The organism is Azorhizobium oxalatiphilum, from assembly GCF_014635325.1.
Taxonomy (GTDB): Bacteria; Pseudomonadota; Alphaproteobacteria; order Rhizobiales; family Xanthobacteraceae; genus Azorhizobium; species Azorhizobium oxalatiphilum.
On the sequence record NZ_BMCT01000001.1, the window covers coordinates 1,206,914 to 1,225,784 of the forward strand.

General features: G+C 66.8%; 19 protein-coding genes and 1 tRNA gene. 14 read left to right on the forward strand and 6 right to left on the reverse strand.

What is annotated here, in order from left to right; translation table 11 throughout:
• Positions 1-198: 198 nt before the first annotated feature.
• Together IEW24_RS05475 and kce are read right to left on the reverse strand one after the other, a co-directional pair.
• Positions 199-1,362 carry an acyl-CoA dehydrogenase family protein gene (locus IEW24_RS05475; RefSeq protein ID WP_188576131.1) on the reverse strand — a complete coding sequence of 388 codons (1,164 nt, stop codon included), beginning with the start codon at positions 1,360-1,362 and terminating at the stop codon, positions 199-201.
• 258 nt (positions 1,363-1,620) lie between these two features.
• A complete protein-coding gene (gene kce / locus IEW24_RS05480) occupies positions 1,621-2,553 on the reverse strand; it encodes a 3,5-dioxohexanoate:acetyl-CoA acetone transferase (protein ID WP_188576133.1) in 933 nt (310 codons plus the stop codon).
• 625 nt (positions 2,554-3,178) lie between these two features.
• Here kce and IEW24_RS05485 point away from each other — a divergent pair.
• Positions 3,179-4,201, forward strand: coding sequence for an NADP-dependent oxidoreductase (locus tag IEW24_RS05485; RefSeq protein ID WP_188576135.1), 1,023 nt, complete (start codon positions 3,179-3,181; stop codon positions 4,199-4,201).
• A gap of 104 nt (positions 4,202-4,305) precedes the next feature.
• Complete coding sequence (locus IEW24_RS05490; protein ID WP_188576137.1) at positions 4,306-5,055, forward strand: FadR/GntR family transcriptional regulator; 750 nt, start codon at positions 4,306-4,308, stop codon at positions 5,053-5,055.
• A gap of 75 nt (positions 5,056-5,130) precedes the next feature.
• Here the strand turns inward: IEW24_RS05490 and IEW24_RS05495 are convergent, their stop codons facing one another.
• Complete coding sequence (locus tag IEW24_RS05495; protein WP_188576139.1) at positions 5,131-6,003, reverse strand: HpcH/HpaI aldolase/citrate lyase family protein; 873 nt, start codon at positions 6,001-6,003, stop codon at positions 5,131-5,133.
• 43 nt (positions 6,004-6,046) lie between these two features.
• A complete protein-coding gene (locus IEW24_RS05500; RefSeq protein WP_188576140.1) occupies positions 6,047-6,277 on the reverse strand; it encodes a hypothetical protein in 231 nt (76 codons plus the stop codon).
• A 69-nt stretch (positions 6,278-6,346) separates the two neighbouring features.
• On the opposite strand from IEW24_RS05500, the gene IEW24_RS05505 reads away from it, so the two are divergent.
• From IEW24_RS05505 to IEW24_RS05515, 3 genes are all read left to right on the forward strand, one after another.
• A complete protein-coding gene (locus IEW24_RS05505) occupies positions 6,347-7,321 on the forward strand; it encodes a Bug family tripartite tricarboxylate transporter substrate binding protein (protein ID WP_188576142.1) in 975 nt (324 codons plus the stop codon).
• 68 nt (positions 7,322-7,389) lie between these two features.
• On the forward strand, positions 7,390-8,580 hold the full coding sequence (locus IEW24_RS05510) for a CaiB/BaiF CoA transferase family protein (RefSeq protein ID WP_210324126.1): 1,191 nt from the start codon (positions 7,390-7,392) through the stop codon (positions 8,578-8,580).
• A gap of 51 nt (positions 8,581-8,631) precedes the next feature.
• Positions 8,632-9,099 (forward strand): MaoC family dehydratase, encoded by a 468-nt coding sequence (locus IEW24_RS05515; RefSeq protein WP_188576145.1) that lies wholly within the window; start codon positions 8,632-8,634, stop codon positions 9,097-9,099.
• A 360-nt stretch (positions 9,100-9,459) separates the two neighbouring features.
• On the opposite strand, the gene IEW24_RS05520 is transcribed toward IEW24_RS05515, so the two are convergent.
• A tRNA-Thr gene (locus IEW24_RS05520) sits at positions 9,460-9,535 on the reverse strand.
• Between the two features lie 711 nt (positions 9,536-10,246).
• On the opposite strand from IEW24_RS05520, the gene murA reads away from it, so the two are divergent.
• From murA to IEW24_RS05545, 5 genes are all read left to right on the forward strand, one after another.
• Entirely contained in the window at positions 10,247-11,536 is a 1,290-nt protein-coding gene (gene murA / locus IEW24_RS05525) for a UDP-N-acetylglucosamine 1-carboxyvinyltransferase (protein ID WP_188576146.1), read from the forward strand.
• 134 nt (positions 11,537-11,670) lie between these two features.
• Positions 11,671-12,108, forward strand: a complete 438-nt coding sequence (locus IEW24_RS05530; protein ID WP_188576148.1) for a DUF2948 family protein — start codon at positions 11,671-11,673, stop codon at positions 12,106-12,108.
• Positions 12,109-12,239: 131 nt separating this feature from the next.
• Positions 12,240-13,544, forward strand: a complete 1,305-nt coding sequence (gene hisD / locus IEW24_RS05535; RefSeq protein WP_188576150.1) for a histidinol dehydrogenase — start codon at positions 12,240-12,242, stop codon at positions 13,542-13,544.
• Positions 13,545-13,550: 6 nt separating this feature from the next.
• Positions 13,551-14,036 (forward strand): UPF0262 family protein, encoded by a 486-nt coding sequence (locus IEW24_RS05540; protein WP_188576152.1) that lies wholly within the window; start codon positions 13,551-13,553, stop codon positions 14,034-14,036.
• Positions 14,037-14,041: 5 nt separating this feature from the next.
• Positions 14,042-14,518 carry an arsenate reductase/protein-tyrosine-phosphatase family protein gene (locus IEW24_RS05545; RefSeq protein WP_188576154.1) on the forward strand — a complete coding sequence of 159 codons (477 nt, stop codon included), beginning with the start codon at positions 14,042-14,044 and terminating at the stop codon, positions 14,516-14,518.
• A gap of 87 nt (positions 14,519-14,605) precedes the next feature.
• Here the strand turns inward: IEW24_RS05545 and IEW24_RS05550 are convergent, their stop codons facing one another.
• Positions 14,606-15,679, reverse strand: a complete 1,074-nt coding sequence (locus tag IEW24_RS05550; RefSeq protein WP_210324127.1) for an alpha/beta fold hydrolase — start codon at positions 15,677-15,679, stop codon at positions 14,606-14,608.
• Between the two features lie 268 nt (positions 15,680-15,947).
• Here IEW24_RS05550 and IEW24_RS05555 point away from each other — a divergent pair, with 268 nt between their 5' ends.
• From IEW24_RS05555 to IEW24_RS05570, 4 genes are all read left to right on the forward strand, one after another.
• Positions 15,948-16,568, forward strand: a complete 621-nt coding sequence (locus IEW24_RS05555; protein WP_188576158.1) for a Maf-like protein — start codon at positions 15,948-15,950, stop codon at positions 16,566-16,568.
• Complete coding sequence (gene yacG, locus IEW24_RS05560) at positions 16,565-16,768, forward strand: DNA gyrase inhibitor YacG (RefSeq protein WP_188576160.1); 204 nt, start codon at positions 16,565-16,567, stop codon at positions 16,766-16,768. The genes IEW24_RS05555 and yacG overlap by 4 nt, the downstream gene beginning before the upstream one ends.
• A 119-nt stretch (positions 16,769-16,887) precedes the next feature.
• A complete protein-coding gene (locus IEW24_RS05565; RefSeq protein WP_188576162.1) occupies positions 16,888-18,288 on the forward strand; it encodes an aspartate aminotransferase family protein in 1,401 nt (466 codons plus the stop codon).
• 193 nt (positions 18,289-18,481) lie between these two features.
• Positions 18,482-18,871, forward strand: coding sequence for a DUF1236 domain-containing protein (locus tag IEW24_RS05570; protein WP_188576164.1), 390 nt, complete (start codon positions 18,482-18,484; stop codon positions 18,869-18,871).

The window sequence follows — 18,871 nt, forward strand, 5'->3', positions numbered from 1 at the left end:
GACATTCGTCTCCGCCCCGGCCGTGCCTTCTCCCTCCGGCAGGCGGGAGAAGGGGATCTCCCGCCTGCATTTCTGGCGTGCCCATTGCGGGGAGCCCGCCAGGCCCCCTCTCCAGACTGCGGGGAAGGGGTGGGGAGGACAGCAGCCGATCGGCTTTGGTGGCGCTGAAGGCGGACGCGCCCTTGCGGGCCGGCGTCCTCAATAGGATTTGGGCTGCCCGAGCACCTTCTCGGCGATGAAGGAGAGAATGAGCTGCTCGCTCACCGGCGCCAGCCGCGTGACCAGCACCTCGCGCAGCAGCCGCTCCACCTGATATTCCTTGGCATAGCCCATGCCGCCATGGGTCATCACCGCCTGCAGGCAGGCATCATAGCCCGCGCGCGCACCGAGGAATTTCGCCGAATTGGCTTCTGCGCCGCACGGTCTGCCGGTGTCGTAGAGCGTCGCGGCCTTCATCGCCATCAGCCATGCGGCTTCCAGCGCGATCCAGCGCTCGGCCAGCGGATGCTGGATGCCCTGGTTCTGGCCGATGGGACGGCCGAAGACGTTGCGCTCCCGCGCATAGCGCGCCGCGCGGCCGAGCGCGTCCTGGCCGATGCCGATGGCCTCCACCGCAATGAGCACACGCTCAGGGTTGAGGCTGTCGAGCAGATAGGTGAAGCCCTTGCCCTCCTCGCCCACCCGGTCTTCCTCGGGGATGAACACGTCGTCGATGAACACCATGTTGGAATCCACCGCTGCGCGCCCGTGCTTGGGGATGCGCTGCACCTCGAAGCGGGTGCGGTCGAGGTCGGTGTAGAAGATGGTAATGCCGTCCGTGGGGCGCTTGGCGTCGGCCTTGGCGGTGGTGCGCGTCAGCAGCAGAATCTTGTTCGCCACCTTTGCGGTGGAGGTCCAGATCTTGCGGCCCGAGACGCGATAGCCGCCCTCCACCTTCTTCGCGAAGGTGGTGATGCTGGTGGTGTCGAGGCCTGCATTGGGCTCGGTGATGCCGAAGCACACCTGATCCTCGCCGGCCACCAGTCGGGGCACCCAGCGGGCCTTCTGCTCCGGCGTGCCGTGCACCACGATGGGGTGGGGGCCGAACATGTTGATGTGGATGGACGAGGTGGCCGCCATGGCGCCGCCGTGGCTGGCCACCGTGTGCATGACGAGGGCGGCCTCGGTGACGCCGAGGCCGGCGCCGCCATATTCCTCGGGCATGGTGACGCCCAGCCAGCCGTCCGCCGCCATGGCCTTGTGAAATTCATGCGGAAAGCGCGCCTCGCGCTCGCATTCCGCCCAGTATTCGTCGTCGAAGCGCTTGCACACGGCGGAGACCCCGTCGCAGAGGGCGCGCTGGTCGTCATTCAGTTCGATCATGCGTTGAGCTTTCGGTCATGATGAAGCAGGTCTGTCAGGCTCGTGATGGGCGGTGAAACAACAGAACATCGTCATGCCCGGACCTGATCCGGGCATCCACGTCCCAACGCCTGAAGAACCGTGAACGCTTTGGCGAAACGGCCGCCGCATACCTGAGTTTCGCACCGCCCACCGTCGGCCCGACATGGATCCCCGGATCAGGCCCGGGGATGACGATCCTGCGCGGCAGGGCGGTTGAACGGCGCATGTCGCCCGGCGCTAGAAGGCCGTCTTGTCCGCGCCCTTCAGGCCCAGCATGGCGCGGGCATCGTCAGGACTTGCGACCTCAAGGGAGAGTTCGGTGAGGATGCGCTTCATCTTCTCCACCTGCTCGGCATTGGAGCGGGCCATCACGCCCTTGCCGAGGTGGAGCGAGTCCTCCAGCCCCACGCGCACGCAGCCGCCGAGGATGGCGCCCATGGTGACGAGGCGGGTCTGGTGCCGCCCGGCTCCCAGAACGGAGAGGATGTAGTCGCTGCCGAACAGGCCGTCGGCCACGCGCTTCATATGCATGAGGTTTTCCGCGTCCGGGCCGATGCCGCCGAGCACGCCGAAGATGCACTGCACGAGGAAGGGGGGCTTGATCAGCTTCTGATCAACAGCCCAGGCCAGATTGTAGAGGTGGCCCACGTCGTAGCATTCGAACTCGAAGCGGGTGCCGTGGGCGCTGAGTTCCCCGATGCCGCGCTCGATCTGGGCGAAGGTGTTCGACAGGATGAAATCCCGCGTCATCTCCAGATAGCCCTTCTCCCAGGGCTGCTTGAAGGCCTTCATCTTCTCGGCGGCGGGAAACAGGCCGAAGTTCAGCGAGCCCATGTTCATGGAGGCCAGCTCGGGCTTCAGCGTGTTGGCGGCCAGCAGGCGCTGGTCGAGGCTCATGCCCAGCCCACCCCCGGTGGTGATGTTCACCACCGCATCGCAGCCATCCTTGATGCGCGGCAGGAAGCGCATGTAATCGGCGGGATCGGAGGAGGGCGCGCCATCCGCCTCGTTGCGGGCGTGCAGATGCAGGATTGCCGCGCCCGCCTTCGCCGCCGCGATCGCCTGCTCGGCGATCTGGTCGGCATTGACGGGCAGGGCATCCGACATGCTCGGCGTATGGATCGAACCGGTGATCGCGCAGCTGATGATCACTTTGTCAATGCGCTTCATGAGACTGGCTCCGGATGTGCGAGTGGATCGGGCAGGGGAGCAGAGCCCCTACGGCGTCAGCACCATGCGGCCGAGATCATGGTGCCCTCCCACAGGTGCGCGTCGCTGTGGCAGGCGCCGGCCCCCGCACCTTGAGCAGAACCTCCGTTCCCGTGGGCTCTGGCCGTACCGTCTCGCGGGCGGCGAGGTTCTGACCGAAGCCGGTCGGCTGATAGCAGCGCATCATTGCTCGCATGGTCGTCCTCCTCCGACGGCGTTCTTCGGGCGCTGGGGCCACGCTCGTCCCTCCAATGCGTAGCGCTCGGCGCTCAAACCGTCAAATGGTTTGACCATTTAGGGGCGGCTTGGTAGTCCTGTGAAAAATAGGACGCCTGCAAACCGGCCGGGCCTCGACGCCTGCGCCGGAGACAAAGATAAGCCGGGAGGGAACCATGTCACCGAACACAATCGGACGACGACGCCTGCCTTGCCGTCTGCGGGGGCTGCTTTCAGCGCTCACCGCCTGTAGCCCGAACGGCATCCACGGGGCGGGCCCGGCGGTCTGCCCGCTGGTCAAGCTGTAGTGGCATTCGGCGCGCGCGTGATCTCGCGGCGCGCGCTTCTCTCCCCATGCAAGGATAAGCCGATGATCAACCGCCAATGGCTTCTCGCTTCCCATCCGCAGGGGCAGGCCACTCTCGACACCTGGCGCCTCGCCGAAGCGCCCGTGCCCCAGCCGGGGCCGGGCCAGATTCTGGTCCGGACGCAGTGGCTCTCCCTCGATCCCTACATGCGCGGCCGCATCAGTCCGTCCACCAACTACACCAAGGGCGTCGGCATAGGCGAGGTGATGCAGGGGGGCGGCGTCGGCGAGGTGGTGGCCTCCAACCACGACGACTGGAAGCCCGGCGACATCGCCGAGGCCATGGGCTTCGGCTGGCAGGAATATGCGGTGCTGAGCCCCGATCTGCCGGGCGCCGCGCGGGTCAACAAAGTGAACACCGCCCTTGCCCCGCCGCAGGCCATGCTGTCGTGGCTCGGTATGCCGGGGCTCACCGCCTATATTGGCCTGTTCGAGATCGGCCGGCCGAAGCCCGGCGACACGCTGGTGGTGTCCGCGGCTTCCGGGGCCGTGGGGCAACTGGTGGGGCAGATCGCCAGGCTATGCGGCGCGCGCGTGATCGGCATCGCCGGTTCCGACGACAAGCTGGCCTGGTGCCGCGAGATCGGCTTCGACGCCACGCTCAACTACAAGACCGAGACCGATCTCAGGGGCGCCATCGCCGCGCTGGCGCCGGGCGGCGTGGACGTGTTCTTCGACAATACCGGCGGCCCCATCCATGATGCGGTGCTCAACAATCTGGCGGTGGGTGCGCGGGTGGTCATCTGTGGCCGGATCGCGCTCGCCAATGATTTCGACGGGGAGGACATCGGCCTGCGCGCGTCATCGCGGCTCATCGTCACCCGCTCGCTGGTGCAGGGTTTCATCGCCTTCGACTGGTGGCACCGCCGCCCGGAGGCCATGGCGCGCCTCGCGGCATGGCACCGCGATGGCAAGCTGATCACCCGCGAGGACATTCTGGATGGCTTCGAGCGCATGCCGGAAGCGTTCCTGCGCATGATGTCGGGTGGCAATATGGGCAAGCAGCTCGTAAGACTGGGCGGCTGACCGGCGCGCTCCGGAACGGGCGGGAAGCCCTGCGCGCGATTTGCTCTTACCTTTGTATCTTATAGAGCCTATGCTCAGGGTTTCACCATACGGACCAGGATACTATGACCAAGCCGGATCGGACGCCGGAGCCCATGGTTGGGCGCATCTCCGTCCCGAAATCCTATGAGGTTCTGGCGGACAAGCTGCGCCAGACCATTCTCGACGGTTCGCTGAAGGAAGGCATGCGCCTGCCCACCGAGCGCGAACTGGTCAGCCAGTCGGGACTGAGCCGGGGTTCCGTGCGCGAGGCTTTACGCAAGCTGGAAGTCGAGGGGCTGGTGAAGACGAAGCTCGGCCGCAGCGGCGGCAACATCGTCTCAAAGCCCGGTCCTGAATCCATGGCTCACGTCATCACCCAGTTCGTGCGCGGCCGGCGGCTGTCGCTGCGCTCGCTGCAGGAAACCCGCGAGGCGCTGGAGCCCGGCATCGCACGCCTCGCCGCCGAGCATCGCACCGCCGCCGAGGTGGCGCGGTTGCGCGAGCTGAATGCGGAAATGGCTGATGCCATCGATGACAGCAGCCGCTTCGCGGCCGTCAATGTGGCCTGGCATACGGCAGTGGCCACGGCCAGCCACAACGATCTGCTCGTCGCCTTCCTGTTCTCCATCTCCGATGATGTGCTCGTCGTCACCATCAGCGAGGAGTACGACACGCCGGACTTGCGGCGGGAGGTGCTCAAGGCGCACGAGCGGATCATCGTCGCCATTGAGGCGGGCGATGGCGATGCGGCCTTCCGGCGCATGCAGCGGCACGTGCAGGCCACCCGCGCCCGGACGCGGGCGCGGGAAGCGAGCGAGGAGAGCGAAGCCTAGGGCATGTCCGGCTTTGATTGCTCCGCAATCCGAGCGACAAGACGTTCTCTATCAATGAGTTGGAGCCTTCAGCCCTCATTCCTCGCCAGCGGCGGCCAGAATGGACCGGGCGAGCTTGAGATGCGGGATGTCGTACATCTTGCCGTCGATGCCCACCGTGCCGATGCCGGGATCGGCATCGAAAGCGGCAGCGATGCGCCGGGCCTGCGCCACATCGTCCGCTGACGGGGAGAAGCAGCGGTTGATGGTCTCCACCTGATCGGGGTGGATGGCGACGCGGCCGGTGAAGCCGTCGCGCTGGGAGAGCCGGCAATCCGCCTCCAGCCCGGCCGGATTGCGGAAATCGGCATAAAGCGTGTCGATGCGGGCCACTTCGGCAGCGGCGGCGGCGAACAGGCACATGGTGCGGGCCACCCGGTAGGGCTGCGTCCAGTCTCCATCGGGCTGCTTGTTGGTGCTGGAGCCCACCACGGCGCCCAGATCCTCCGCTCCCCATGTGAGCCCGGCGAGGCGCTCGTGAGCGGGCGCATAGCTGCCGAGATTGAACATGGCCACCGGCGTCTCGGTGGCCACCACGATGATCTTCACCGTGCCGCGCGCCATGCCGCTGCGGGTCTCCAGCGCATCGAGATAATGGCCGATCCGCGCGATGTCGGCCGCGCCATTGGCCTTGGGCACCATGATGCCATCGAGGCCCGGCAGCACGACGGCGGAGAGATCTTCCAGCGTCAGGCCGGTGTCCAGCGCATTGACCCGCACCCAGAAGCGCCAGGGGCGCGGGCCGTCCGCCGCCAGCATCTCCTGCACCATCCCCCGCGCCACCGGCTTGCGGGCCGGTGCCACCGCATCCTCCAGATCGAGGATCAGGCCATCGGCGCCGCTGGTCTGGGCCTTGGCGAATTTCCGCTCGCTGTCGGCGGGGACGAAGAGCAATGAACGCAGCCGCATGGGATGGCCTCCTCTGAGTATCCGTCGTTAGCGCGGCTGAGTATCAATCGTCAAATGGTTTGACCATTTCCATTTTTGCGCTAGCCTCACGATAAATGCAGGCCATCAATGGTCGCGATCGGGAGGGAAAGCCGAAACGGACGCAAGCCGGATGCCGCAGGGCCGCGATCCGGATCGAGCCCGGCCATGACGCGCTGCCCTTGAACCGCAGGTGGCAGGCGCGCGACGCCGGAGATTTCTTCAAGGCGGATGCGCCGTTCGGTTTCAGAACCATCGCCATATCGATCGGGCGCGCATTATCGATACTCGGTTGCTCAATAATAAAATGCCAAGGGAGGACGGAATGAAGGGATGGACAGCGCGCGCGCTGCTGGTGGCAGCGGCGATGGTGTGTGGATTCGAGGCCGCCCATGCCGAGACGGATGCCTATCCCCAGCGTGCCGTCACGCTGGTGGTGCCCTTTCCCGCCGGCAGCGCCACGGATGCGGTGGCTCGCAAGGTGGGCGAGGGGCTCCAGAAGGCCTTGGGCCAGCCCTTCATCATCGACAACCGGGCGGGGGCGGGCGGCCTTATCGCCGTGCGCCATGTGATCACGGCGAAGCCAGACGGCTACACGCTGATGATCGCCACCAACACCACCCACGCGGCCAATCCGAGCATCTACAAGAGCCTGCCCTACGATCCGAAGAAGGATTTCACGCCGATCGGCGGCATCATCCGCATTCCCTATCTGGTGGCGGTGCGGGCGGATTCGCCGGCCAACACGCTGGCGGAATTCGTGCAGGTGGCGCGGGCGGCCAAGTCGCCGCTCTCATACGGCACCGGCAACACCGGCGGCCGCGCCTCCGGCGAACTGCTCAAGGCGCGCCTCGGCTTCGACATGATGGAAGTTCCCTATCGCGGCTCGCCGCAGGCAATCACCGATCTCATCGGCGGCCACATCGACGTCTGCTTTCCCGATCCGGCGAGCGCCCTCAGCCTGCTGCACGAGAAGAAGTTCAAGGTGCTGGCCGTCACCGGGCCGAAGCGGGTGCCGAGCCTGCCGGACGTGCCGACCGTGATGGAATCCGGCGCGCCGGATTACAGCATCGTGGCCTGGGTCGGCGCCTTCGCCCCCGCCGGCACGCCCCAGCCGATCGTCGAGAAGCTGAATGCCGCGATCAACGCCCAGCTGCGTGATCCGGCCATGGTGGAGTTCATCAACCAGATCGGCGCCGAGGTATTCGCCACGACGCCGGCCCGTCTGTCCTCCTATGTGGAGGAGGATACGCGGCGCTGGGCCGAGCTGGTGGAGCTGGCCAAAATCCCGCGCAAGTGAGCCCGCGAACAGGCGCGATGCGTCCAACCCCTTCGAACATGCGTCCGGCGCGGCGCGGGAGACGTTGTGTGTCCAAGCCTCTGACGGGTGTGAAAGTTCTGGATCTCAGCAAGGTGCTCGCCGGGCCGCTTTGCGCCCAGTATCTGGGCGAGATGGGGGCCGAGGTGATCAAGGTCGAGCCGGTCGGTGCGGGCGACGAGACGCGTGGCTGGCCGCCGTTCCGGGCATCCGGCCTTGGCGCTGTGTTCCTGAGCGCCAACCGCAACAAGCGCAGCATCGCCATCGACCTGAAGACGGAGCAGGGGCGGGCGGTCGTGCACCGCCTCGCGAAGGAAGCGGATATCGCCATCGAGAGCTTCAACACCGGCGTCGCCGAGCGTATCGGCATCGATGCCGCAACGCTCAGGGGGATCAACCCGCGCCTGATCCATTGCAGCATCTCCGGCTTCGGCCGTACCGGGCCGATGCGGAACGCGCCGGGCTATGATGTCATCCTGCAGGCTTTCTGCGGGGTGATGGGGCTGACCGGCGATGAGAGCGGCGGGCATATCCGCAGCCCCATCTCGCCCATCGACCAGATGACCGGCACCCATGCCCTCAGCGGCATTCTGGCCCGGCTCTACCAGCGGCAGGCGACGGGGGAGGGCGGCACCGTGAACGTCTCGCTCTACGACACCGCCATGGGTCTGCTCAGCTACAATCTCCAGACCTTCTGGGAAAAGGGCGTGCAGCCGGCCAAGTGCGGCTCCAGCCACGAGTCCCTGTGCCCTTATCAGGCGTTCGAGGCGGCTGACGGGCCGATCATGATCGGCGTCGCCAATGACAATCTGTGGCGCAAGTTCTGTGCGGCGGTGGGGCTCGGGTCGATCGTGGATCATCCCGACTTCCGCACCAATGCGGACCGGGTACGCAACCGGCCACAGACGCTGGCACATGTGCGGGGCGCGCTGGAGCAGAACACGGTGGCCCATTGGCACGAGGTGCTGTCCGCCGCGGGCATTCCCTGCTCGCCCATTAATTCGCTGGCCCAGCTTCTCGAGCATCCGCACACGCAGGCCAGCGGCATCGTGATGACCTATGAGCATCCCACCGGCGGCACGCTGAAGGGCATCGGCCAGCCGGTCCGCTTCGGCGGCGAAGCGAACCGGCCGGGGCGTCCGCCGCCCGATCTCGGTCAGCACACAGACGAGATCCTGGCCGAACTCGGCTTCTCCGATGCGGATATCACCAGCCTGCACGCCGCGCGCGCGGTGGGCTGAGCCACCGTACGTCAGTTGTTGAACAGAGAATCATTACAAGGGAGAGCGGCCATGGCCGGAGTGTATTTCGACGAACTGACGATCGGCCAGACCTTCCGGCACGAGATCCGCCGAACCATCACCGAGACCGACAATGTCTGGTTCAGTGCCATCACCCACAATCCGGCCCTGCTGCATCTGGACGAGGAATATTGCCGGACGCAGACCGAATTCGGCCAGCGCCTTGTCAACAGCGCCTTCACTCTGGGGCTGATGGTGGGCATCTCGGTGGGCGACACCACGCTGGGCACGGCCGTCGCCAATCTGGGCTGGGACGAGGTGCGCTTTCCCAAGCCGCTGTTCCACGGCGACACCATTCGCGTCGAGACCGAGGTGCTGGAGTTGCGCGACAGCCGCTCGCGCCCGGATGCGGGGATCGTCACCTTTCTGCACCGCGCCTTCAACCAGCGCGACGAGCTGGTGGCCCATTGCCGCCGATCCGGTCTCCAGCGCAAGCGCCCTGCGGCTTCAGTCGCCTGAGGACGTCTCGGACGCAGCAGAAAAAGGGCGACGCCGGAGCGTCGCCTTTATCGCCTCGTCCGCCTTGCGGATCGCTCAGCCCGGATCTGTCCATGGAGAGCGTGCTCGACCTACTGGCCTGCCCTATGGCCGGCTGGCGCGCCCAAGCAAGCATCAGGCCTTCTGCGGGGTGAAGTTTGCCGATCTGAAGGTGGGGCCAATCTATGCGCCCATCTGGGGAGAGGTGGTGGGGCATGCCTATTTTGTGGAACGGGAAGGATGACACGCGACCGCCCAAAGCCGGGTTCCTTGGGCAGTTTCCGGGGCGCGGGCTGGCTGTCCCTTTTACCGCTACTTTAGTCGCTGATTTTATTGAATAAATGGTGCCGCTTGAGGGATTCGAACCCCCGACCCCCTCATTACGAATGAGGTGCTCTACCAGCTGAGCTAAAGCGGCACGGCGACCTGGGTCGCGGTTCCGATGAGGGGAGGGGCCTTGCCGCACGGATGCGCCATCGGCCCGACGCCGCAGCATCGAACGCGCTTCTCATACGGAAGACACGACCGACTTTCAAGAGCCGGGCGCTCCGATCCGCCCCAAGCATGGGGACATACGGTGCGAGACGTTGCGGCGGAAAGACTTCCTCCACCATGCCGCATGCTTTTGCCGGCCAGCGCGCCCGCGCGGGCTTGCGCGGGGCTGGTGCGAGGGATACCGGAAAGGGATGAGCGGAGATGACGACAAGGCCGCCCGGCTGGCCGCTGCGCTCCGGGCCAACCTCGCCCGGCGCAAGGCGCAAAAGCGCGCCCGCGCGGCAGAGGCTGATTCTCCTGCGCCGGATACCGCCGCGACAGAGCCGGATGGGCGCCCGCAGCGGGATCGGGTCGAGGGTGGGACGGAATAGCGCGCGGGTCCAATGGTTTGGCGGCGCGGCACGGGGTGCCGTTGTGCCGGGCCGCAAGGCGGGCTAGACCTCGCCGCTTGAATTCATCGCGCCGGGGGGCGTGATCTTAACGGATAGACGGCGGCGCAGGCGTCCGGGGCGGCCCGAAATGGGCACCCGAGCCAGGGGGGCGTTTTAGAGACGGAGGCACGGATCAGATCATCAATCTGACCCGATCCGGCTCTAGGGCAGAAGCCCGAGGCGACATAAGGAGCAGTCGTTATATGGACAAGATTCGCATCGTCGGCGGGCAGAGCCTGAATGGCACCATTCCCATTTCGGGTGCCAAGAACGCCGCCTTGCCGCTGATGATCGCATCGCTCCTCACCGAGGAGAAGCTGGTGCTGGAGAATGTGCCGCGTCTGGCCGACGTCGCCCTCCTGCAGCGCATCCTCGGCAATCATGGCGTCGACATCACGGTGGCGGGCAAGCGCAACGGGGATGACCCCCATGCCGGCCAGACCATGGAAATCGACGCCCGCGTGATCGTGGACACCACCGCCCCCTATGACCTCGTTTCGCGCATGCGGGCGAGCTTCTGGGTGGTGGGGCCGCTGCTGGCGCGCATGGGCGAGGCCCGCGTCTCGCTGCCCGGCGGTTGCGCCATCGGCACCCGGCCCGTGGACTTCCATCTGGACGCCCTGCGGGCACTGGGCGCGGATATCGATATCGACGCCGGCTATGTGGTCGCCCGCGCCCCCAATGGGCTCATCGGCGCGCGCATCGACTTCCCGAAGGTGTCGGTCGGCGCCACCCACACCGCGCTCATGGCTGCGGCGCTGGCCAAGGGTGAGAGCGTGATCGAGAACGCCGCCCGCGAGCCGGAAATCGTCGATCTGGCCGATTGCCTCATCAAGATGGGCGCGCGGATCGAGGGGGCCGGAACCTCCACCATCCGCATCGAGGGTGTTCCGCGCCTGCGCGGGGCGCGTCATTCCGTGCTGCCGGATCGTATCGAGACCGGCACCTATGCCATGGCGGTCGCCATGACCGGCGGCGATGTCACGCTGGCAGGTGCACGCGCTGATCTGCTCGAGAGCACCATCGAGGTGCTGCGGGCTGCCGGCGCGCAGATCGATGTCAACAACGAGGGCATCCGCGTGCGCCGTAACGGCGCCGGTCTGTTCCCGGTGGACGTGTCGACGGCGCCCCATCCCGGTTTCCCCACCGATCTTCAGGCCCAGCTGATGGCGCTGATGACGCGGGCGCAGGGCCGCTCGCGCATCACCGAGACCATCTTCGAGAACCGCTTCATGCATGTGCAGGAGCTGGCCCGCCTCGGCGCCAAGATCCATCTGGATGGCGACACCGCCATCGTGGAGGGCTCCGATCGCCTGAAGGGCGCGCCGGTGATGGCCACCGATCTGCGCGCCTCGGTCTCCCTCGTCATCGCCGGCCTTGCCGCCGAAGGCGAGACCATGGTGCAGCGGGTCTATCACCTCGACCGTGGCTTCGAGCGGCTGGAAGAGAAGCTGTCCCGCTGCGGCGCGCAGATCGAGCGCATCAGCGGCTGAGGCGTGACGGGCCGGTTGAACGGCCCGTCGTTTTCCCCGTAACTGACCATCTCCGCGCCAAACCCGCGCAATCCCTTGCATTGCGCGGGTTCGATCTCTATCTGCCGTTCAGATCAGATAAGGAGTGCCGGCTCATGGACGAGCTCAAGCTCTTCGCTTTGGACGATGAGGATCTCGCAGTTATTTCCACCCATCTGCAGGATGCGGTGGTGAAGGTGGGCGACATGGGTTTTGTGCCCAAGTCGCAGCGCTTCGCACTGTTGCTCAACCGCTTCGACTGGGACCAGAAGGCGGATGGTGGCACCTTCGTGCGCCGTCGCTCCGGCCTGCATTTCGAGCGGGTGCGTAATGTAAAGGTGCGCGGCTTCGACCTGAAGGCGCAGGAGCAGGTGCTGAACCTGCTCGCCATCACCTTCCTGCCCACCGAGGAGCCGTCGGGACTGCTTCAGCTGACCTTCTCCGGCGGGGCTGAAATCCGCCTGGAGGTGGAGTGCATCGAGGCCGGCATGTCCGATCTCGGCCCGGCCTGGGGCTGCCCTCACAAGCCCGAGCACCGCGACAGCGTGGCCTGACCGGGCCACCCGTCACGCCGGCGTGCGACAGTGCGCGCGCCGGAACGGGGCGCTCATGCGGGGGAGGGTGTTGCAATCCGCGCCGATCGGCTTCAAGGAAGCTCAGCCTGAGGAAAGCCTGATTTAGCCTGATGCCGATCCGTCTCGATACCAAGTCCCCGTCCTTCGCCGACGCCTTTGCCACCTTCCTGGCCAGCAAGCGGGAAGCCTCGGCGGATGTGGCAGCCGCCGTCGCTGATATCATTGCGGCCGTGCGGGCGCGCGGCGATGACGCCGTCATCGAACTCTCGCGCACCTTCGATCGCGTGGACCTCTCCGGCCGCATCCGCGTCACCGAGGCCGAGATCGACGCGGCGCTGAAGGAAGTGCCGGCCGAGACGCTGGACGCGCTGAAATTCGCCAAGGCCCGCATTGAGGCGCACCATTCCCGCCAGCTGCCGCAGGACGAGCGCTATACGGATGCCGCCGGCGTGGAGCTGGGCCAGCGCTGGACGCCGGTGGATGCGGTCGGCCTCTATGTGCCCGGCGGCACCGCCGCCTATCCGTCCTCCGTGCTGATGAATGCCGTGCCGGCCAAGGTCGCGGGCGTGCCGCGCGTGGCCATGGTGGTGCCCTCGCCGGATGGCGTCATCGCGCCGCTGGTGCTCGCCGCTGCCCGCCTTGCGGGCGTGGATGAGGTGTACCGCGTGGGCGGGGCGCAGGCGGTGGCAGCGCTCGCCTATGGCACGGCCAGCATCGCGCCCGTGGATAAGATCGTCGGCCCCGGCAATGCCTATGTGGCCGCCGCCAAGCGGCAGGTGTTCGGCAAGGTGGGCATCGACATGATCGCCGGGCCGTCCGAGGTGCTGATCCTTGCCGACGCCAACGCCAATCCCGCCTGGATCGCCGCCGATCTGCTGGCGCAGGCCGAGCACGACACCGCCGCCCAGTCCATCCTCGTGACCGACTCAGGTGAGCTGGCGGACGCCGTGGCCCGCGCCGTGGAGGCGCAGCTCACCACGCTGCCGCGCCGGGAGATCGCGCAGGCGTCCTGGAATGATCACGGCGCCATCATCCTCGTGCGTGATCTGGAAGAGGCGCTGCCTCTGGTGGACCGCGTGGCGCCCGAGCATCTGGAAATCCATGCCGAGGCGGCGGAGGAACTGACCGCGCGCATCCGTCATGCGGGCGCGATCTTCGTGGGTGCCTATACGCCGGAAGCCATCGGTGACTATGTGGGCGGCACCAACCATGTGCTGCCCACGGCCCGCTCGGCCCGCTTCTCCTCGGGGCTGGGTGTCTATGACTTCATGAAGCGCACTTCTATTCTGAAGTGCACCGCGGCGTCGCTGAACCTCATCGGTCCGGCGGCGGTGCGTCTTGCGGAGGTGGAGCGGCTCGATGCCCATGGCCGTTCAATCCTGATCCGCACCAATGCCGGCCCAACGGATGCGTGAGACGCCATGACCTCCAGCCCGCCCGTGAACCGTCTGTGTGCCGTCACCCTCGACGATGCCTCCATCGGGCGGTCCGGGGCGGACGTGGAGCATGAACGGGCGACCGCCATCTACGATCTTCTGGAAGACAACCGGTTCACCCCGGTGGGCGATCCGGGAGAGGGGCCGTACACACTGCACATCGGGCTGGTGGACAACCGGCTGGTGCTGGATGTGAAGCGGCAGGACGGCGGCGAGGTGGTGCAGCACCACCTGTCGCTGACCCCGCTGCGCAAGGTGGTGAAGGACTATTTCCTCGTCTGCGAGAGCTATTACGCGGCCATCCGCACTGCCTCTCCGACCCAGATCGAGGCCATCGACATGGGCCGGCGCGGCCTCCACAACGAGGGCTCGACGCTTCTCCAGGAACGGCTGAAGGACAAGGTGGAGGTGGATTTCGACACCGCCCGCCGCCTGTTCACGCTCATCTGCGCGCTGCACTGGAAAGGGTGACGCGCATGGATGCCCCGGCGCCGCCTCCGCGTGCGGCCCGTCCCCAGTCGGTCCTGTTCCTGTGCAGCCAGAATGTGGTGCGCTCGGTGATGGCGTCCGCTCTGGCGCGGCACCTGTTTGGCAAGTCCATCTATGTGGCCTCCGCCGGTGTCAGCGCCGGCGAGCAGGATCCGTTCGTGACCGCCGCGCTGGAGGAGATCGGCCTCGACGCCTCGCGTCACAAGCCGAAGAGCCTGGAAGAGCTGGAGGAGTATGAGGGGCTGGGGTTCGATCTTGCGATCACCCTTTCGCCCGATGCCCACCATCTGGCGCTGGAAGCCACCCGCACCAACGCGCTGGCAGTGGAATACTGGCCAACGTCCGATCCGACGCTGGAGACCGGCAATCGCGAGCAGCGCCTCTCCGCCTATCGGCAGGTACGTGACGAACTGGAAATGCGCATCCGCGCGCGGTTCCGCCAAGGTGCGCCCCGCGGGCCGTAAACGGGTGAAGCGCGCGCCCCGCGGGCCGTGAAAGCAATACGGCGGGCTTGAGCCCGCCGCGTGCGATGTCTCAGAGCTGGGCGGATCTCACTTCAGATCGCCGAGGCCCTTCAGCAGCGCCTCGTTGAAGCGGTCGGGCGCCTGGATCTGCGGGGCGTGGCCGAGGTCGGGAAAGGCGACGAGCTTCGCATTGGGGATCGCCTTGGCGGTCTCCGGGCCGAGCTTGGCATAATTGCCCACCTTCTTCTGCACGTCCGGCGGGGCCATGTCCTTGCCGATGGCGGTGTTGTCCTTCTCGCCGATCAGCAGCAGGGTCGGGGCGCGGATGTGGCCGAGTTCGTAGACCACGGGCTGGCTGTAGACCATGTCGGAGGTCAGCGCCTGATCCCAGGCCACCGCTGCCTTGCCCTCGCCCATATACATGCCGGCCAGCATGGCGACCCAGCGGTCGTAGTCCGGCGCCCAGTGGCCGGCGTAATAGGTGCGCTGCTGATAGGCCTTGATGCCATCGAAATTGGTGCGCAGCTCGCCCGCATACCACTGGTCCACGGTGCGCGACGGGATGCCGGCGGCGCGCCAGTCCTCAAGGCCGATGGGGTTCACCAGCACGAGGCCGGACAAGGCGTCGGGGAAGGAGAGGGCGTAGCGCATGGCCAGCATGCCGCCCATGGAGTGGCCCATGACGATGGGCTTCTCGACGCCGATCTGGTCCAGCAGCGCCTTGGTGTTGGCAGCGAGCTGGTGCAGCGAGAACTGGTAGCCGAGCGGCTTGGAGGACTTGCAGAAGCCCACCTGATCGGGGGCCACCACGCGGTAGCCGGCCTTCACCAGCGGGGCGATGACGCTCTCCCAGGTGGCGCCGCAGAAATTCTTGCCGTGGAGGAGGACCACCGTGCGGCCGTTGGGCTGCTCGGGCTTCACGTCCATATAGGCCATGTGCAGCGCCTTGCGCTGAGACACGAACTCGAACCGCTGCACCGCGTGGGGATAATCGAATTCCTGCAGCTCCAGCCCATAGGGCCGGACAGCGGGGCCTGCTTGCGGGGCGCCCTGGGTGGGGGCGCCGGCAGGCTGGGCGGCAGGCGGCTGGGACGCGGGCGTCTGCGCGGCAGCGGGCGTGGCGAGGGTGAGCAGCAAAGCGGCGAGGCGAGTGGCGCGCATGGATCCTTTCCCGAAGGGCCGACTGTCAGGACCGACGTCGGCGGCTGCACGGTCCGGGACGGACTCAATGCGGGAAGCGGCCGGCTCTGGCAAGCCTGCCGGTGTTTCCCGCATCCGCCCCGATGCGTGGCAGAACGATGGCCATGGCATCAGGCGGGGGCAAGGCGCGATTGGATCGTTTCCTCGTGAGCGGCTTTCGGCTAGCGTGCCGCCCGCGCCGTAGCGCGTTGCGCGGCAAGTGTTTGGTTGTTGGTGAGGTGACGCAGACGTGAACGATCGGGTCCAGCTCGTGCTCGCTTCGGGGTCTCCCCGCAGGCTCGCTCTGCTCAATCAGGCCGGCATCGAGCCGGACCGCCTCATGCCCGCCGACGTGGACGAGACGCCGGAACGCGGCGAACTGCCCCGCCGGCTCGCCCTGCGCCTGGCGCAGGAGAAGGGCGAGCTGGTCGCCAGCCGCTGCCGCGAGGCGGACATGCCGGCGCTGGTCCTCTCTGCCGATACGGTGGTTGCCGTGGGCCGGCGCGTGCTGCCGAAGCCGGAACTGCAGGATGAGGCGGAAGCCTGCCTGCGCCTGCTGTCGGGCCGTGCGCATCGCGTCTTCACCGGCGTGTGCGTGGTCTCGCCCAAGGGGCGCGTGCGCACGCGCCTCGTGGAGACGCGCCTGCGCTTCAAGCGCCTGAGCCATGACGACATCACCTCCTACCTCGCCTGCGGCGAATGGCGCGGCAAAGCGGGCGGCTATGCCATTCAGGGCATCGCCGGCAGCTTCGTGGTGAAGCTCACCGGTTCCTATACGAGCGTGGTCGGCCTGCCGCTGGCGGAAACCATCGCGCTGCTGGGCGGCGAGGGCTATCCCATTCGCGCCGGCTGGGTGGAGAAGGCGGCATGAGCGAGGCCGCCACTGCCACCAAGCCGTGCCCGATCTGCGGCAAGCCCATGGTGGAGAAGTATCGCCCGTTCTGCTCCAAGCGCTGCGCCGACGTGGACCTCAACCGCTGGCTGACCGGCGCCTATGCCATTCCCGGCACCGAGGAAGAGGACGAGGATGGCGAGGGCGCGCCTGCGCCCCAGAAGCCGCGCCCGGAGTGAACGGACGCGCCTCTGGCACTGCCGGATAAGAGTGCCGGGGCGGCCTTGTCTTGAGGGCGGGCGACAGGCAGGAATGGGCGTCCGCGCCCGCCTGTCGCGCCCGTTCAGAGGAGAGGCCCTTGTCCGCGCCCATCGCCAATTCCACCGCCCACTGGCGTGCCCTCGATGCCGCGCACCATATCCACCCCTTCTCCGACACCAAGGCGCTGAATGCGGAAGGTGCGCGCGTCATCACGCGCGCCGAGGGCGTCCATATCTTCGACAGCGAGGGCAAGAGCTATATCGACGGCATGTCCGGCCTGTGGTGCTCGGCCGTGGGCCATGGGCGCGGGGCGATCGTGGACGCCATCGCCGACCAGTTGCGGCAGCTCGATTATTACAACACCTTCTTCAAGACCACCCATCCGGGCGTGGCCGAACTCGCGGCGGCCATCGCGCAGGTGGCCCCGCCCGGTTTCCAGCGCACCTTCTTCACCTCCGGCGGCTCGGAGGCGGTGGACACCGTCATCCGCATGGTGCGCCACTATTGGGCGGCGGTGGGCAAGCCTTCGAAGCACATCTTCATCGCCCGGCGGAATGCCTATCACGGCTCCACCATGGGCGGGGCCTCGCTGGGCGGCATGAAGCCCATGCATGCGCAGGGCGGCCTGCCCATTCCCGGCATCATCCATGTGGCGCAGCCCTATTGGTGGGGCGAGGGCGGGGACATGTCGCCGGAGGATTTTGGTCTTTGGGCGGCGCAGGAGGTGGCCAGGGCCATCGATGCGGCGGGGCCGGAGAATGTCGCCGCCTTCATCGGCGAGCCGATCCAGGGCGCGGGCGGCGTGATCATTCCGCCCGCCACCTACTGGCCGGAGGTGCAGAAGATCTGCCGCGAGCGCGACGTGCTGCTGGTCTCCGATGAGGTGATCTGCGGCTTCGGACGCACGGGCGAGTGGTTCGGCTGCCAATATATGGGTGTTGAGCCGGATCTCATCACCTTCGCCAAGGGCGTCACTTCCGGCACTTTCCCGCTGGGTGGGGTGATCGTGGGCGACCGCGTCGCCGAAGGGCTGATCGGGCAGGGTGGGGAGTTCCACCACGGCTACACCTATTCCGGCCATCCCGGCGGCTGCGCGGCGGCACTGGCGACCCTGAAGATCATGCATGAGGAAGATCTCGTCGCACGGGTGAAGAGCGACATCGGTCCCTATCTCCAGAGCCGCTGGACCGCGCTGGCTGAGCATCCGCTGGTGGGCGAGGCGCGCATGGTGGGGCTGATCGGCGCGCTGGAACTCACCCCCGACAAGGCGCGGCGGGCGAGGTTCGCTGCCGAGGAAGGCACGGTCGGGCTCATCGCCCGCGACATCTCCTTCCGCGAGGGACTCGTGATGCGGGCCGTGCGCGACAGCCTGATCCTCGCCCCGCCGTTCACGCTTTCCGAAGGCGAGGCGGATGATCTGGTGGCCATCGTCGGCCGCGTTCTGGATGCGACTTGGGCGGAAGTGCGGGCGCGGGGGCTGGTTGCCACCTCAGCCTGATCGAGGAATACCAAGTATATATTCGGTCAAGCTCACGTCTTGATGCTTGCCTGAGTTCGGCAAAATTCTGTCGGCAATAAGACGCGAGACTGTTTCAGTTTATTGCAGGGCAATGCGCCCGAAAATAACGATGGAACGAAGTCGCTCACGGTCGCGTTGGGAGCGTGGTTCAGGTCAACAGAGGAGACGAACCATGCGAAATCGTCTTATTGCTTCCGCTATCGTTCTGACGACGCTGGCCCCGGTGGCCGCCTTCGCCCAGGCTTCGACTGCCACCGGTGCCGTGGGTGGCGCTGCCGTGGGTGCAGTCGTGGGTGGTCCCGTGGGGGCTGTCGTTGGCGGCGTCGCCGGCGCGACGGTTGGTGCTGCGGCCGAGCCGCCTGCGGAAGTGCGGTCCTATGTGATCCAGGAGCGCCGCCCCTCGGTGCGGGTGGAGCGTGAAGTGGTCGTGGGCGAGGCCGTACCGGCCGGTGTCCAGCTCTACACCATCCCCAACAACAGCGCTTACGAATACACCGTGGTGAACGATCGTCGCGTGATCGTGGAGCCGCGCACCCGCAAGGTGATCCAGGTCATCGAGTGA

Bases quoted from the DNA above. Each gene is read 5' to 3' on its own strand.
- IEW24_RS05475 (WP_188576131.1), bottom strand. From the start codon at position 1,362: ATGATCGAACTGAATGACGACCAGCGCGCCCTCTGCGACGGGGTCTCC.
- kce (WP_188576133.1), bottom strand. From the start codon at position 2,553: ATGAAGCGCATTGACAAAGTGATCATCAGCTGCGCGATCACCGGTTCG.
- IEW24_RS05485 (WP_188576135.1), top strand. From the start codon at position 3,179: ATGATCAACCGCCAATGGCTTCTCGCTTCCCATCCGCAGGGGCAGGCC.
- IEW24_RS05490 (WP_188576137.1), top strand. From the start codon at position 4,306: ATGACCAAGCCGGATCGGACGCCGGAGCCCATGGTTGGGCGCATCTCC.
- IEW24_RS05495 (WP_188576139.1), bottom strand. From the start codon at position 6,003: ATGCGGCTGCGTTCATTGCTCTTCGTCCCCGCCGACAGCGAGCGGAAA.
- IEW24_RS05500 (WP_188576140.1), bottom strand. From the start codon at position 6,277: ATGGTTCTGAAACCGAACGGCGCATCCGCCTTGAAGAAATCTCCGGCG.
- IEW24_RS05505 (WP_188576142.1), top strand. From the start codon at position 6,347: ATGAAGGGATGGACAGCGCGCGCGCTGCTGGTGGCAGCGGCGATGGTG.
- IEW24_RS05515 (WP_188576145.1), top strand. From the start codon at position 8,632: ATGGCCGGAGTGTATTTCGACGAACTGACGATCGGCCAGACCTTCCGG.
- murA (WP_188576146.1), top strand. From the start codon at position 10,247: ATGGACAAGATTCGCATCGTCGGCGGGCAGAGCCTGAATGGCACCATT.
- IEW24_RS05530 (WP_188576148.1), top strand. From the start codon at position 11,671: ATGGACGAGCTCAAGCTCTTCGCTTTGGACGATGAGGATCTCGCAGTT.
- hisD (WP_188576150.1), top strand. From the start codon at position 12,240: ATGCCGATCCGTCTCGATACCAAGTCCCCGTCCTTCGCCGACGCCTTT.
- IEW24_RS05540 (WP_188576152.1), top strand. From the start codon at position 13,551: ATGACCTCCAGCCCGCCCGTGAACCGTCTGTGTGCCGTCACCCTCGAC.
- IEW24_RS05545 (WP_188576154.1), top strand. From the start codon at position 14,042: ATGGATGCCCCGGCGCCGCCTCCGCGTGCGGCCCGTCCCCAGTCGGTC.
- IEW24_RS05550 (WP_210324127.1), bottom strand. From the start codon at position 15,679: ATGCGCGCCACTCGCCTCGCCGCTTTGCTGCTCACCCTCGCCACGCCC.
- yacG (WP_188576160.1), top strand. From the start codon at position 16,565: ATGAGCGAGGCCGCCACTGCCACCAAGCCGTGCCCGATCTGCGGCAAG.
- IEW24_RS05570 (WP_188576164.1), top strand. From the start codon at position 18,482: ATGCGAAATCGTCTTATTGCTTCCGCTATCGTTCTGACGACGCTGGCC.